The sequence below is a fragment of the Cellulomonas edaphi genome, from assembly GCF_030362815.1.
Taxonomy (GTDB): Bacteria; Actinomycetota; Actinomycetes; order Actinomycetales; family Cellulomonadaceae; genus Cellulomonas; species Cellulomonas edaphi.
In genome coordinates, this window is record NZ_JAUCGR010000001.1 from 925,479 (window position 1) to 939,541 (window position 14,063).

The 14,063-nt window shown below is 71.9% G+C and carries 14 protein-coding genes; 13 read left to right on the forward strand and 1 reads right to left on the reverse strand.

What is annotated here, in order from left to right:
- Nucleotides 1-74 precede the first annotated feature (74 nt).
- The 9 genes from QRT05_RS04425 to QRT05_RS04465 are packed head-to-tail and all read left to right on the forward strand — an operon-like array spanning nucleotide 75 to nucleotide 8,127.
- Nucleotides 75-1,700 (forward strand): methyl-accepting chemotaxis protein, encoded by a 1,626-nt coding sequence (locus QRT05_RS04425; protein ID WP_289445641.1) that lies wholly within the window; start codon nucleotides 75-77, stop codon nucleotides 1,698-1,700.
- Between the two features lie 14 nt (nucleotides 1,701-1,714).
- Nucleotides 1,715-2,800 (forward strand): substrate-binding domain-containing protein, encoded by a 1,086-nt coding sequence (locus QRT05_RS04430; protein WP_289445643.1) that lies wholly within the window; start codon nucleotides 1,715-1,717, stop codon nucleotides 2,798-2,800.
- Nucleotides 2,800-4,407, forward strand: a complete 1,608-nt coding sequence (locus QRT05_RS04435; RefSeq protein WP_289445645.1) for a methyl-accepting chemotaxis protein — start codon at nucleotides 2,800-2,802, stop codon at nucleotides 4,405-4,407. The genes QRT05_RS04430 and QRT05_RS04435 overlap by 1 nt, the downstream gene beginning before the upstream one ends.
- The gene (cheB, locus tag QRT05_RS04440; protein WP_289445646.1) at nucleotides 4,407-5,516 is read left to right on the forward strand and encodes a chemotaxis-specific protein-glutamate methyltransferase CheB; all 1,110 of its coding nucleotides are present in this window, start codon (nucleotides 4,407-4,409) and stop codon (nucleotides 5,514-5,516) included. The genes QRT05_RS04435 and cheB overlap by 1 nt, the downstream gene beginning before the upstream one ends.
- Nucleotides 5,513-6,439 (forward strand): CheR family methyltransferase, encoded by a 927-nt coding sequence (locus tag QRT05_RS04445; RefSeq protein WP_289445649.1) that lies wholly within the window; start codon nucleotides 5,513-5,515, stop codon nucleotides 6,437-6,439. Before cheB ends, QRT05_RS04445 begins: the two co-directional genes overlap by 4 nt.
- On the forward strand, nucleotides 6,436-6,819 hold the full coding sequence (locus QRT05_RS04450) for a response regulator (protein ID WP_289445651.1): 384 nt from the start codon (nucleotides 6,436-6,438) through the stop codon (nucleotides 6,817-6,819). Before QRT05_RS04445 ends, QRT05_RS04450 begins: the two co-directional genes overlap by 4 nt.
- Nucleotides 6,816-7,289 (forward strand): chemotaxis protein CheX, encoded by a 474-nt coding sequence (locus tag QRT05_RS04455; protein WP_289445652.1) that lies wholly within the window; start codon nucleotides 6,816-6,818, stop codon nucleotides 7,287-7,289. Before QRT05_RS04450 ends, QRT05_RS04455 begins: the two co-directional genes overlap by 4 nt.
- The gene (locus tag QRT05_RS04460; protein ID WP_289445656.1) at nucleotides 7,286-7,648 is read left to right on the forward strand and encodes a response regulator; all 363 of its coding nucleotides are present in this window, start codon (nucleotides 7,286-7,288) and stop codon (nucleotides 7,646-7,648) included. The genes QRT05_RS04455 and QRT05_RS04460 overlap by 4 nt, the downstream gene beginning before the upstream one ends.
- Nucleotides 7,645-8,127, forward strand: coding sequence for a hypothetical protein (locus QRT05_RS04465; protein ID WP_289445658.1), 483 nt, complete (start codon nucleotides 7,645-7,647; stop codon nucleotides 8,125-8,127). Before QRT05_RS04460 ends, QRT05_RS04465 begins: the two co-directional genes overlap by 4 nt.
- Before the next feature lie 4 nt (nucleotides 8,128-8,131).
- On the opposite strand, the gene QRT05_RS04470 is transcribed toward QRT05_RS04465, so the two are convergent.
- Complete coding sequence (locus QRT05_RS04470) at nucleotides 8,132-8,740, reverse strand: arsenate reductase/protein-tyrosine-phosphatase family protein (protein ID WP_407650293.1); 609 nt, start codon at nucleotides 8,738-8,740, stop codon at nucleotides 8,132-8,134.
- A gap of 158 nt (nucleotides 8,741-8,898) precedes the next feature.
- On the opposite strand from QRT05_RS04470, the gene QRT05_RS04475 reads away from it, so the two are divergent.
- From QRT05_RS04475 to QRT05_RS04490, 4 genes are all read left to right on the forward strand, one after another.
- The gene (locus tag QRT05_RS04475) at nucleotides 8,899-10,377 is read left to right on the forward strand and encodes an NCS2 family permease (RefSeq protein ID WP_289445662.1); all 1,479 of its coding nucleotides are present in this window, start codon (nucleotides 8,899-8,901) and stop codon (nucleotides 10,375-10,377) included.
- A 74-nt stretch (nucleotides 10,378-10,451) separates the two neighbouring features.
- Entirely contained in the window at nucleotides 10,452-11,774 is a 1,323-nt protein-coding gene (locus tag QRT05_RS04480) for a UDP-glucose dehydrogenase family protein (protein WP_289445664.1), read from the forward strand.
- 502 nt (nucleotides 11,775-12,276) lie between these two features.
- A complete protein-coding gene (locus QRT05_RS04485) occupies nucleotides 12,277-12,696 on the forward strand; it encodes a MarR family winged helix-turn-helix transcriptional regulator (protein WP_289445666.1) in 420 nt (139 codons plus the stop codon).
- Complete coding sequence (locus QRT05_RS04490; RefSeq protein WP_289445668.1) at nucleotides 12,693-14,015, forward strand: MFS transporter; 1,323 nt, start codon at nucleotides 12,693-12,695, stop codon at nucleotides 14,013-14,015. Before QRT05_RS04485 ends, QRT05_RS04490 begins: the two co-directional genes overlap by 4 nt.
- Nucleotides 14,016-14,063 lie beyond the last annotated feature (48 nt).

Sequence of the window (14,063 nt, forward strand, 5' to 3'; positions counted from 1 at the left end):
ACGACACCACTCAGACCCACGTCCGACCGGCCGATCGATCGGCCGACGACGTCCCTCGCCAAGGAGCCACTGACATGACCACCACGACCCCCGCACCCGCACCGCGCCGCCGCGGCGCGTGGTTCTCCGACCGTTCCATCCAGACCAAGATCATCACGGTCTTCGCTCTGCTGGGCATCGTCGCCATCGGCTCGGGCATCTTCGCCATCGCCTCGCTCAACCAGAGCAAGTCCGACCTGCAGACCCTCTCCACGATCCAGGAGACCATCTCCGACGTGCGCAACCTGGCCCACCAGGACCAGCTCAAGGCGCGCATGATCATCGCGCAGATCGCGGCGTCGCCCGACCAGGCTGGCCGCGAGGAGTGGGCCGGCAAGCTGGCGGAGAACGACACCGAGCTCAACGGGGCGATCGCGTCGTACGACACCACGCCCGCCGCGGCCCTGTCGGCCAGCTGGACCTCCTTCCACGAGCACTACGCCGCGTGGCTCAAGATCCGCGACGACGAGCTCGTCCCCGCGGCGATGAGCGGCGACCGTGCCGCCTACGCCCAGGTGCGCGAGGACAGCGCCCAGCCGGCGATCGAGGCGTACGTGACCGACCTGGACACCGTGGCGTCCGAGATCACGGCCTACGTCGCCCAGGTGGCGCAGACCGCGACGGACCGCACGGCCCGTGCGTCGACGATCCTCCTGGTCTCGCTGGCCATCGCGCTGGTCGTCTCGCTCACGCTCGGTTACATCGTGACACGCAACATCCGCCGGTCGGTGGCCCGCGTGCACGCCTCGCTCGAGGCCATGTCCGCCGGCGACTTCACGGTCGAGGCGGAGACCACGTCGGGCGACGAGCTCGGCCGGATGGCCGACGCGCTGCGCACCGCGCAGACGTCCGTCCGCTCCACCTTCTCGGGGGTCGTCGACACCGCGCAGACGGTCGCCGCGGCCGCCGAGCAGCTCTCGGCGACGTCGAACCAGTTCGAGTCCACGCAGGAGGAGACGAGCGCGCAGGCGGGTGTGGTTGCGGCTGCTGCTGAGCAGGTCTCGCGCAACGTGCAGGCGGTTGCTGCGGGTGCTGAGCAGATGGGTGCGAGCATCCGGGAGATCGCGCAGAACGCGACGGATGCGGCCAAGGTTGCCTCGCAGGCGACGGTGGTGGCTGCTTCGACGAACGACCAGGTCGCGAAGCTGGGTGCGTCGTCGCAGGAGATCGGCAACGTGGTCAAGGTGATCACCTCGATCGCGGAGCAGACGAACCTGCTGGCGTTGAACGCGACGATCGAGGCTGCTCGTGCTGGTGAGGCGGGCAAGGGGTTCGCGGTCGTTGCTGGTGAGGTCAAGGAGCTGGCGTCGGAGACGGCGCGGGCGACCGAGGACATCGCTCGTCGGGTGGAGGCCATCCAGGCTGACACCACGGGTGCGGTGGCGGCGATCGGGCAGATCAGCTCGATCATCGCGAGCATCAACGACTACCAGCTGACGATCGCCTCGGCGGTCGAGGAGCAGACGGCGACCACGAACGAGATGTCGCGTGGTGTGGCCGAGGCCGCGACCGGCTCGGGTGAGATCGCCACCAACATCACCGGCGTCGCCACCGCGACCGCGTCCACCGCGGACTCGCTCGGCCAGATGGCCTCGGCCGTCTCCGAGCTGGCCCGCATGTCCGCCGACCTGCGCACTCGCGTCGCAGCGTTCACCTACTGACGGGCGGCACGGACATGCGAAGCGGGACACGCAGGACCGGCACGGCGTTCGCGCTCGTGCTCGGCATGACGGCCGTGCTCGGCGGCTGCTCGTGGGGCGAGAGCTCCGACGAGGCACCCCTCGTCGGGCTCGCGATGCCCACCACCGAGCAGAGCCGGTGGGTGGCCGACGGTGACAACCTCGAGGCGCAGTTCACCTCGCTGGGCTACCAGGTCGACAAGAAGTACGCGGAGAACGACGTCGCCGGTCAGGTCGCCCAGGTGCAGGCCATGATCGACGAGGGCGCGGACGCGCTGGTGATCGGGTCGGTCGACGGCAAGGCCCTGGCGGGCGTGCTGGCCCAGGCCCACGCCGCCGGCATCCCGGTGATCTCCTACGACCGCCTGATCCGCGACTCGAAGGACGTCGACTTCTACGCGTCGTTCGACAACGCCCGCGTCGGCGTCATGCAGGGCAACGCCCTGCTGCGCGGCCTCGGGATCCTCGACGCGACGGGCGCCCCCACGGGCAAGAAGGGACCGTTCAACATCGAGGTCTTCGCCGGCTCGCCCGACGACAACAACGCCACGGTGTTCTACGACGGCGCGATGTCGGTGCTCAAGCCCTACCTCGACTCCAAGGTGCTCGTGGTGCCGTCCGGGCAGGTCGCCCGCGAGGACGTCGCCATCGCCAGCTGGGACCCGAAGACCGGCGGCAAGCGCATGGACTCGCTGCTCGGTGCGTACAAGAACCGGCACCTGGACGGCATCCTCGCGCCCAACGACGGTCTCGCCCAGGCGGCGATCGCGTCGGCGAAGTCCCTCGGCTACGTGCCGGTGGTGACGGGCCAGGACTCCGAGATCCCCGCCGTGAAGTCGGTGGCGGACGGCGAGCAGTACATGACCGTCTACAAGGACACCCGCCAGCTGGCGGAGGTGACCGTCGCGATGGTCAGCGCGCTGCTCAAGGGCACGCAGCCCGAGGTGAACGACACCGCCACGTACGACAACGGCGTGAAGGTGGTCCCCTCCTACCTGCTCGCGCCCCAGGAAGTGAACAAGGACAACTACCGCCGACTGCTCGTCGACGGCGGCTACTACACGGCAGAAGAGGTCGGCTGATGACCACCACGACACCCCGGCGCCGCGCCGCCTGGTTCTGGGACCGGCCCATCGCGGTGAAGTTCACGGCGGCCATGCTGGTGCTCGGCGGCACGTTCGCCGTCGTCGGCGGGATCGGCGCGATGTCGCTGGTCAACTCCGGCCGCAACCTCGCGGAGATGTCCGACCTGAACACCTCCCTGCAGCGTGCGTTCGCCGACCTGGGGGTCGCCCAGGCGCGCAGCCACCTGCTGCTCCGCCAGGCGTCGACCGCCGACGCGGCGACCCGCGCGCAGCTGCTCACCGCCTCGCAGTGGGTGGACAGCGTCGTGGAGACCCGCTCCGACGTGGTCGAGACCTTCCCGGCCGCGGTCACGCCGCAGTGGAAGGACTTCCGCACCCGCTGGGCCGCGTGGACCGCGTTCCGCGACAAGACCCTGGTGCCGCTCGCCGAGGCGGGCGACACGGCGGGCTTCGCCGCCGCCGCAGCGGCCGACGGTGCCGCCGACCCCGACTGGGCGGGCCGCGCGCTCGCGCTCGCCTCGGCACAGACGGACGCGCAGGTCATCGCGATCCAGGAGGCCGGCCAGGCCGAGGTGCGTCGCATGATCTGGATCCTGGGCGTGGCGTTCGTGCTCGCGGCCCTCGTCGCCGGCAGCCTCGCCGCCGCGGTGATCCGTCGGATCGGCCGCGCCGTGGGCTCGGTCGCCACCTCGCTCGACGCCATGGCGGAGGGCGACCTGACCGTCGAGGCCGTCTCCGAGCAGCAGGACGAGACGGGCCGCATGGCCGCCTCGCTCCGGCGTGCGCAGGAGGGTCTGCGCGCGACGCTCACCGACGTGGCCCACACGGCCCGCGACGTCGCCGAGTCCGCGCAGCGGCTCACCGGCGCCAACGCGGAGGTCTCCGACGCGGCGGGCGAGACGAGTGCGCAGGCGGGTGTGGTTGCTGCTGCTGCTGAGCAGGTCTCGCGCAACGTGCAGGCGGTTGCTGCGGGTGCTGAGCAGATGGGTGCGAGCATCCGGGAGATCGCGCAGAACGCGACGGATGCGGCCAAGGTTGCCTCGCAGGCCACGGTGGTGGCTGCTTCGACGAACGACCAGGTCGCGAAGCTGGGTGCGTCGTCGCAGGAGATCGGCAACGTGGTCAAGGTGATCACCTCGATCGCGGAGCAGACGAACCTGCTGGCGTTGAACGCGACGATCGAGGCTGCTCGTGCTGGTGAGGCGGGCAAGGGGTTCGCGGTCGTTGCTGGTGAGGTCAAGGAGCTGGCGTCGGAGACGGCGCGGGCGACCGAGGACATCGCTCGTCGGGTGGAGGCCATCCAGGCTGACACCACCGGTGCGGTGGCGGCGATCGGGCAGATCAGCTCGATCATCGCGAGCATCAACGACTACCAGCTGACGATCGCCTCGGCGGTCGAGGAGCAGACGGCGACCACGAACGAGATGTCGCGTGGTGTGGCCGAGGCCGCGACCGGCTCGGGTGAGATCGCCACCAACATCACCGGCGTCGCCACGTCCGCGACGCGCTCCTCCGACGTGCTCGCCGGTGTCGGCGGCCAGGTCGACGAGCTCGCCGTCCTGTCCGTCGCCCTGCGTGACCGCGTGGCCGGGTTCCGGTTCTGATGGCCGACATCCGCGTGCTGGTCGTCGACGACTCCGTCGTCGTCCGGCGCCTGGTCAGCGACGCGCTGTCGCAGGCGCCGGGCATCGAGGTGGTCGGTGTGGCCGCCAACGGCCGGCTCGCACAGGCCAAGGTCGCCCAGCTGCGACCGGACGCCGTCACCATGGACATCGAGATGCCGGAGATGAACGGCATCGAGGCGGTCCGCGAGCTGCGGCGGACGGGCCACCGCATGCCGATCGTCATGTTCTCCACGCTCACCGAGCGAGGAGCGGCCGCGACGCTCGACGCCCTGGCGGCCGGTGCGACCGACTACGTCGCCAAGCCGTCGAACGTCGGCAGCGTCCAGGAGTCGATCGCACGGGTCGCGGGCGAGCTGGTGCCGCGACTGCGGGGGCTCGTCCCCAACCCGGGCGGCGCCGTCGCCGGGCGGGCCGGGGCGTCCCCGACCGCCGCCGCACCGCGGCCGGCGGTCAAGGCCCCCGGACGTCCCGTCGTCGTCCGGCCGGCGCCCGCGCCGCACCCCGTGCGTGCGGTCGTCGTGGGGTCGTCCACCGGCGGCCCCGAGGCGCTCTCGCGCGTGCTGTCCAGCCTCACGACCGCACCCGCGGCGCCGGTGCTCGTGGTCCAGCACATGCCGCCGGTGTTCACGCGCCAGCTGGCCGCCCGCCTTGACCGCCTGGGTCCCGCAACGGTGGTCGAGGCCGCGGGCGGCGAGACGCTGCGCCCCGGGACCGTCTACATCGCGCCGGGCGACCGCCACCTCGAGGTGCGCCGCGCAGGTGCCGAGACGCAGACGGTGCTCACCGACGGCCCGCCGGTCAACTACTGCCGCCCCTCGGTCGACGTGCTGTTCGGCTCCGCCGTGCGCCTGTACGGCAACGAGCTGCTCGCGGTCGTGCTCACGGGCATGGGTGCGGACGGCCGGGCCGGCTGCCAGGACGTCGTGACCGCCGGCGGCACCGTCGTCGTCCAGGACGAGCCGACCAGCGTGGTGTGGGGCATGCCCGGCGCCGTCGCGCAGGCCGGCCTCGCCCACCGGATCGTCCCTGTCTCCGAGGTCGCCGCGACCATCGAGCGCCAGCTCGCATCCACGGGAGCGTTCGCATGAGTCTGTCCCCCGAGGCGTTCGCGTTCGTCGCGGACCTCGTCCGTCGGCGCAGCGCGATCCAGCTGACGCCCGGCAAGGAGTACCTGGTGGAGAGCCGGCTCCTGCCGCTCGCCCGCGAGGCCGGTCTCGGCCTCGAGGCCTACGTCACCCGGCTGCGCACGCGCGCCCTGCCCGCGGACGTCGACGCGGTCGTCGAGGCGATGACCACCAACGAGACGTCGTGGTTCCGTGACGGGGCGCCGTACCAGGCGCTGCGCGAGGACGAGCTCCCGCGGCTCGTCGCGGCGCGCGGCGGCATCGGCCGGCTGCGGGTCTGGTCGGCCGCGTGCTCGACCGGCCAGGAGCCCTATTCCGTGGCGATGACCATGCTGGACCACCTGCCTCCGGGCATGACCAGCGAGATCGTCGCGACCGACCTGTCCGAGCAGGTGCTGACCCGCGCCCGCACCGGGCGGTACTCCCAGCTCGAGGTCAACCGTGGGCTGCCGGCCCCGCTGCTGGTGCGCCACCTGGTGCGCGCCGGCACGGAGTGGGAGCTGTCCGCGGCGGTGCGCCAGATGGTGAGCTTCCGCGCCCACAACCTGCTGGACGTGCCCCCGCCCGGGCCGTTCGACGTGGTGCTGCTGCGCAACGTGCTCATCTACTTCGACCTGGCCACCAAGCGAGCGATCCTGGACCGGGTGCTGCGGGTGATCAAGCCCGACGGCGTCCTCCTGCTGGGCGCCGCCGAGACCACGCTCGGGGTGCACGAGGGCTGGGAGCGGGCGACCGTCGGACGGACCTCCGTCTACCGGCCGCTCGCGCCGCAGCGCGCGCTGGCCCCCACCCTCCCGACACCGCGCACCGCTGCTCCGGTGTCCCCGTCCGTCCCCTCACGCGTGCCGACCGCGGCCGTGCCACTGACCCGAGGAGCAGTTCGATGAAGGCCCTGGTGATCGACGACTCGCGCACGATGCGTCGCATCGTCGCGCGAGCACTGGAAGGCCTGGGGTTCGAGACCCTGCAGGCCGAGCACGGGCGTGACGCGCTCGACCAGCTCGAGGGCGGCGCCGAGATCGATCTCGCGTGCGTCGACTGGAACATGCCCGTCATGGACGGTCTGACGTTCGTCACCGAGGTCCGCGCGAATCCGGCGTGGCGGGGGATCACACTGATGATGGTCACCACGGAGGCGGAGCACTCCCAGATCGTGCGCGCCCTGGCCGCCGGGGCTCACGAGTACCTCATCAAGCCGTTCACCACCGATGCGATCCGCGACAAGCTGGACCTGCTCGGCCTCGTCCCCGTGGAGGAGATGGCATGACCGCCACCGTCGAGCACGACCAGGTGCTGAGCATCGCGCAGGAGGTCTTCTCCGCGATGGTCGACGGCGACCTGGGTCTTCTGCTGCCCTGGGAGGGTGACCTGCCCGAGATCGACGACGCGCTCGTCGCCTGGGTGGACCTGCACGGCGAGTGGAGCGGCCGCGCCGTCCTCGTCACGGCCGGCCCGACCGCCCTGGAGCTCGCGCGCGTTCTCCTCGACCTGGACCCGCGCGACGAGGTGTCGCCCGACGACCTCGTCGACGCGCTCGGCGAGATCGCCAACGTCGTCGGCGGCAACCTCAAGTCGCTGCTGCCGACTCCGGGGACGCTCGGCCTGCCGCACGTGGGCGACGCGTTGCCCCCGCTGGACGGCGCCGTCCGTTCCCAGCACCTGCCCCTGTCCTGGCGTGGACGCCTGCTCGTCATCGACGTCTGGGTCACGCCGCTCGTACTGAAGGAGAAGCCATGATCCGCGTCCTCGTGACCGACGACAGCCGCGTGATGCGGCAGATCGTCGTCCGCACCCTGCGCCAGGCCGGTTACGACTGGGACGTCCGCGAGGCGTCCGACGGCGTGGAGGCACTGGCCGCCATCAAGGCCGACGAGCCGGACGTCGTGCTGTCCGACTGGAACATGCCCAACATGACCGGCATCGAGCTGCTGCACGCGTTGCGCGCGGCCGGCTACCAGACGCCGTTCGGCTTCGTCACGTCCGAGGGCTCCCCGGAGATGCGTGCGGCGGCCGAGAGCGCCGGCGCCCTGTTCCTCATCGCGAAGCCCTTCACGCCCGAGGCCTTCCGCGAGGTCATCGACCCGGTGCTGGCATGAGCATCCCGACCCCGCTCCCGAGCGCCAAGGAGGTCCGCGAGCTCATCGAGGGCCTCATCGGGCGTGACGTCAACGTCGCGACGGGCGGCGCGATGGTGGACCCCGCCGCGGGCGGGCTCACCGGTGTGTACGTGGACCGCCGCCTGGCGCTGGTCGCCCTGGTGATCCTGGACGTGCCGCTCGCCGCCTCGATCGGCGCCGCGCTCGGGCTCGTCCCGGTGCACGTCGCGGCCGAGGCCGCCGAGCTGGGCCAGCTGCCGCAGGCCCTGTCCGAGAACGCGGGCGAGGTGCTCAACGTCATGGCGTCGCTGTTCAACCTCGAGGGCGCGCCGCACGTGCGGCTGGACCGGATCTACCAGCCGGGTGAGCCGCTGCCCGCGGACGTCGCGACGTGGGTGCTGGCCTACGTGCGTCGCACCGACCTCGACATGGAGGTCGCGGGCTACGGCTCGGGCGGATTCTCGCTGCTGGTCATCTGAGACCTCACAGGCGCACCGCCGACACGATCGCGCGGACGGCGGGTTCGAGCTCGCCGAACGCCCGCTGGTAGAGCGCGCGCGTGCCGCCGTACGGGTCGACCACGTCGTCGTCGGACGGCGCGTGCGCCCGCGCGGTGCCGCGTCGCGCCGCCGCCAGTGGGACCAGCGCCGCGAGCCGGTCGGCCGTGGTCGAGCCCGCGCCGGGCAGCTCCGCGGGGTCGACGGCGGCGGCGAGGCGCGCGAGCTCGCGCAGCGTGAAGGTGCGGCGGACGGCGCCGGGCACCAGCTCGACGACCGCCGAGCGGTGCCGCCGGGTCGCGGTGAGCACCACGTCCGCGGCCTGGATCATGGCCGGGGTGAGCTGGCGTGCCGAGAAGCCGGTGACCGCGCCGCCGTGCGCGACCACGAGCTCGGCCATCTGGTCGGTCATCGGGGAGCCCACCAGGGCGCCCGCGCCGGCGGAGGACACCTCGATGGCGGGTGCCAGGCGCCCGTCGCCCTGCCCCCGGAACGTCGCGCCCAGACCCGCGGCGAGCAGCCGCTCGGCCGCGGGCGACCGGCAGATGTTGCCGGTGCACACGACGAGGACGCGCAGGGGAGCGGGAGGGGCCACGCTCGACATTCTGCCGAGCACCCGCGGGTCGCACCGATGGACGGACCCGATCGACCCGATCGGGCGAACCGCGTCACTCCTGCGCGACGGGTGGCTGTGGCAACCGACACTCGGTCACGGCTACACAGGTGAAACACCGACCTGGCACACTGCGCGCCATGTCCTCGACCTCGAAGGCGCCCGCGGCGCCCCAGCGTGACGTGCCGCGTGGCAACGTCATCGACCGCTACTTCAAGATCACCGAGCGTGGCTCCACGATCGGCACGGAGGTCCGTGGCGGTCTCGTCACGTTCTTCACCATGGCCTACATCATCGTGCTCAACCCGATCATCCTGGGTGGGAACGACGGCACGGGCGCGCCCCTCGCGCCCCAGGCCACCATCGCGGCGACCACCGCCCTGGTCGCCGGCCTGCTGACGATCCTCATGGGCACGGTGGCCAACTTCCCGCTGGCCCTCGCGACCGGCCTCGGCATCAACGCCGTCGTGGCGTTCTCGATCGCGGCGCTCCCGGAGATGACCTGGGCCGACGCCATGGGCATCGTGGTGCTCGAGGGCCTGATCATCCTGGTGCTCGTGCTCACCGGGTTCCGGCGCGCGGTGTTCAACGCGGTCCCGGTCTGGCTGAAGACCGCGATCTCGGTCGGCATCGGCCTGTTCATCGCGTTCATCGGCCTCGTCGACTCCGGCTTCATCCGCAGCACGGGGGCCGACAGCCCGCCCGTGCAGCTCGGGCCCGACGGGTCGATCTCGACCTGGCCGCTCGTGGTCTTCGTGGTGGGCCTCGTGCTCATGGTCATCCTCATGGCCAAGAAGGTGCGCGGCGCCATTCTCATCTCGATCGTGGTCACCACGATCGTCGCGATCGTCGTCGAGCAGATCGCCAAGGTCGGCGGCGCGTTCACGGCCGACGGCACGCCCAACCCCGAGGGCTTCCGGCTCAACGTGCCGGCGTGGCCGGACAAGGTCATCGACACCCCCGACTTCGGCCTGCTCGGGCACTTCTCGCTGTTCGGCTCGATCGACAAGATCGGCCTCGTCGCCGTCGTCCTGCTCGTGTTCTCGCTGCTCCTCGCGGACTTCTTCGACACGATGGGCACGATGGTCGCGGTCGGCTCGGAGGCGGGCCTGCTCGACGAGAAGGGCAACCCGCCGCGCACGCAGCAGATCCTGATCGTCGACTCGGTGGCCGCCGCCGCCGGTGGTGCCGCGGGCATCTCCAGCAACACGAGCTACATCGAGTCCGCCGCGGGCGTCGGCGAGGGCGCGCGCACGGGCTTCGCGTCGGTCGTGACCGGCATCGCGTTCCTGCTGGCCACGTTCCTGGCCCCGCTGGTCAACATCATCCCGTCCGAGGCCGCCGCGCCGGCCCTGGTGGTCGTCGGCTACCTCATGGTCACCCAGGTCACCGGCATCGACTGGAAGAGCTACGAGATCGCGGTGCCCGCGTTCTTCACCATCGTCCTGATGCCGTTCACCTACTCGATCACGGCGGGCATCGGCGCCGGCGTGATCTTCTACGTGATCCTGCAGGTGGTGGTCGGCAGGGTGCGCAAGGTGCACCCGCTGATGTGGCTGATCGCGCTGCTGTTCGTCCTGTACTTCATCCGCGGACCGCTCCAAACCTGGCTGGGCTGACGCGAGGCGCCTCGCCCGGGCCGTTCGTGGCGCGGATAGGCTCGCGCACATCCTGAGACAACTGGAGGACGGCCGTGCGGATCAGCGTCATCGGATGTGGCTACCTGGGCGCCGTGCACGCGGCGGCGATGGCTGCGCTGGGCCACGAGGTGGTGGGCATCGACGTCGACGCCGCCAAGGTGGAGGCCCTCCAGGCCGCGAGGGCGCCGTTCTTCGAGCCGGGACTGCCCGAGCTGCTGGCCGAGGCGTCGGCCACCGGCCGCCTGAGCTTCAGCGCGGACATGGCCCAGGCCGCCGGGGCCTCGGTGCACTTCCTCTGCGTCGGCACCCCGCAGAAGCGCGGCGAGTTCCGCGCCGACCTCACGTACGTCGAGACGGCGTTCGCCGAGCTGCTGCCGCACGTGCGGCCCGGTGACCTGGTGGTCGGCAAGTCCACCGTGCCCGTGGGGACGGCGGAGGACCTCGCCGAGCGCCTCGTGGGGACCGGCGCGCACCTCGTCTGGAACCCCGAGTTCCTGCGGGAGGGCTTCGCGGTCCAGGACACGCTGCACCCCGATCGCCTGGTCTACGGCGTGGAGTCGGCCGACGGCGAGCCGACCGAGGACGGCGCGCACGCCCGGAAGGTGCTCGACGAGGTGTACGCGACGCCGCTGTCCGAGGGCATCCCGCTGGTGGTGACCGACTACGCGACCGCGCAGCTGGTCAAGGTCGCCGCCAACTCGTTCCTCGCCACCAAGATCTCGTTCATCAACGCCATGGCCGAGCTGTGCGAGGCCACGGGCGCCGACGTGACGAGCCTGGCCGACGCGATCGGCTACGACGCCCGCATCGGCCGCCGCTTCCTCAACGCCGGCCTCGGGTTCGGCGGCGGCTGCCTGCCCAAGGACATCCGAGCGTTCATGGCCCGCGCGGGCGAGCTGGGCGTGAGCGACGCGCTGGGCTTCCTCAAGGAGGTCGACTCGGTCAACATGCGGCGCCGCGTGCGCGTGGTGGACCTGGCGCGCGAGGTGTGCGACGGCTCGATCGTCGGCCGCCGCGTCGCGGTGCTGGGCGCGGCGTTCAAGCCCAACTCCGACGACGTCCGCGACTCGCCCGCGCTGTCCGTGGCCGCCCAGATGCAGCTGCAGGGCGCCGAGGTGACCGTCACCGACCCGGAGGCGATCACCAACGCCGCCGCCAAGTGGCCCGATCTGCGCTTCGCGCCCACCGCGCTGGAGGCGGCGCGCGGCGCCGACGTGGTGCTTCTGGCCACCGAGTGGGACGAGTACCGCTCGATCGACCCCGACGCCCTCGCGGAGGTGGTCGCGCACAGGCGGATCCTCGACGGCCGCAACGTGCTGGACCCGGGCCGCTGGCGCGCGGCGGGCTGGACCTACCGAGCCCTCGGCCGCCCGTAACCCCCCGGCCTGTCCGGCCCCGGCCCGCCCCTGCCCGCCGACCCTGACGTTATCCACGGTTACGAGCCGCCATCCGTGGACAACCACGGGCTCGGCCGCAGTGCCGCCGACCCCCAACCGCCGAACCTGACATTGTCCGCGGTTGCGAGCTGACATCCGTGGACAAGGACGGGCTCGCCGCCCGGGCTGCCGGCCGCCGCCATCCGTCCGCCGAACCTGACGTTGTCCGCGGTTGCGAGCTGACATCCGTGGACAAGGACGGGCTCGGCACCCGGGCTGCCGGCCGCCGCCATCCGTCCGGCGAACTTGACGTTGTCCGCGGTTGCGAGCCGCCAACCGTGGACAACCACGGGCTCGGCCGCTGGCCTGCCGACCTCCATCCGCCGAACCTGACGTCTTCCACGGTTGCGAGCCGCCAACCGTGGACAAGGACAGGTTCGCCGCCCGGGCGCCAGCTCCGCTCGGCATGTACTTACCGGAGGTAATGAGTTAGGGTAAGGAGATGCCCACCCCCGCCCTCGCTTCCGAGCTCCGTGTCGCGGTCGGTCGCGCGTCGCGACGCATCCGGGCCGAGCGTGGCGACGCGGGCCTGCCGGACAACCAGTTCTCCGTGCTGCTGTGGATCGAGAAGCGCGGCCCCCTGACCCCCGGTCAGCTGGCCGAGCTCGAGCGCATCCAGCCGCCGTCGATGACCCGCACGGTGAACTGCCTCGCGGAGGACGGCCTCGTGAGCAAGGGTGCGCACCCCACCGATGGGCGCGCCGTCGTCGTGAGCCTCACCGAGGCGGGCCGTGCCGAGATCGCCGAGACCCGCCGCCGCCGGGACACCTGGCTGGCCGCGCACCTCGCGACGCTCACGCCCGACGAACGCGCCCACCTCGCCGCCGCCGCCGACATCCTGCGGAGGCTCGCCGACTCGTGAGCACCTTCGACTCCCTGAAGTTCCGCAACTACCGGCTCTGGTTCGCCGGCGCGCTCGTGGCCAACATCGGCACGTGGATGCAGCGCGTGGCCCAGGACTGGCTGGTGCTGACGCAGCTGTCCGACGAGTCCGGCGTCGCGGTCGGCATCACCACGGCGCTGCAGTTCGCTCCCGTGCTGCTGCTCTCCCCGTACGCGGGGCTGCTCGCCGACCGGGTCAACCGGCGCAAGCTGCTCATGGGCACGCAGGTGGCGCAGGGCGTGCTCGCGGCCGGCCTGGGCGCGCTCGTGCTGCTCGGCAACGCCCAGCTGTGGCAGGTCTACCTGTTCGCGCTGGTGCTGGGCTGCGTGTCGGCCGTCGACGCCCCGGTGCGGCAGACGTTCGTCGCCGAGCTGGTCCCCGCCGCCAAGCTCTCCAACGCGGTGGGGCTGAACAGCGCCTCGTTCAACGCGGCGCGGCTGATCGGCCCCGGCATCGCGGGACTGGCGATCGCCGGCGTCGGCGTGGGCTGGGTGTTCGTCATCAACGCCGTGACCTTCGCGGCGACGATCACCTCGTTGACCCGCATGCGCCTGTCCGAGCTGCGGCCGATGCCCACCGCGTCGCGCGCCAAGGGGCAGATCCGCGAGGGCATCGCCTACGTGCGCGGCCGCAGCGACATCGTCGTGATCATGGTCGTCGTCGGCGTCGTGTCGACCTTCGGGCTCAACTTCCAGCTGACCAGCGCCATGATGGCCCGCACGGAGTTCGGCAAGGGGGCGGGGGAGTACGGCATCCTCGGTTCGATCCTGGCCATCGGCTCGCTCACCGGCGCGCTGCTCGCCGCGCGGCGCGAGCGCCCGCGGGTGCGGCTGGTCATCGGCTCGGCCTTCGCGTTCGGCATCGCGACCGGCGTCATGGCGCTCATGCCGACGTACACGTCGTACGCGATCGCCTGCATCCCCGTGGGGCTCGCGTCGCTGACCATGATGACCGCCGCGAACTCCACCATCCAGATGAGCACCGACCCCGTGGTGCGCGGCCGGGTCATGGCGCTCTACATGATGGTGTTCCTGGGGGCGACCCCCGTCGGCTCGCCGGTCGTGGGCTGGATCGGCGAGCAGTTCGGGCCGCGGTGGGCCATCGGCATCGGCTCGATCACCGCCATCCTGGTCGCGCTGGGCGCCGCGCTGTGGGCCCGCCGCGCGTGGGGCCTGCGGGTGCGGTACCACCTGCACAGCCCGCACCTCGACGTGGTGCACCTCGGACAGCGCCGCCGCGACCTGGACGTCGCCCGGGTGGGTGCCCAGGACGCGGGCGACGAGGCCTCGGCCGCCTGACCTGCTGGCGGGCGGGTGAATCGGGCCCCGCGACGGCCGCGCGAGATG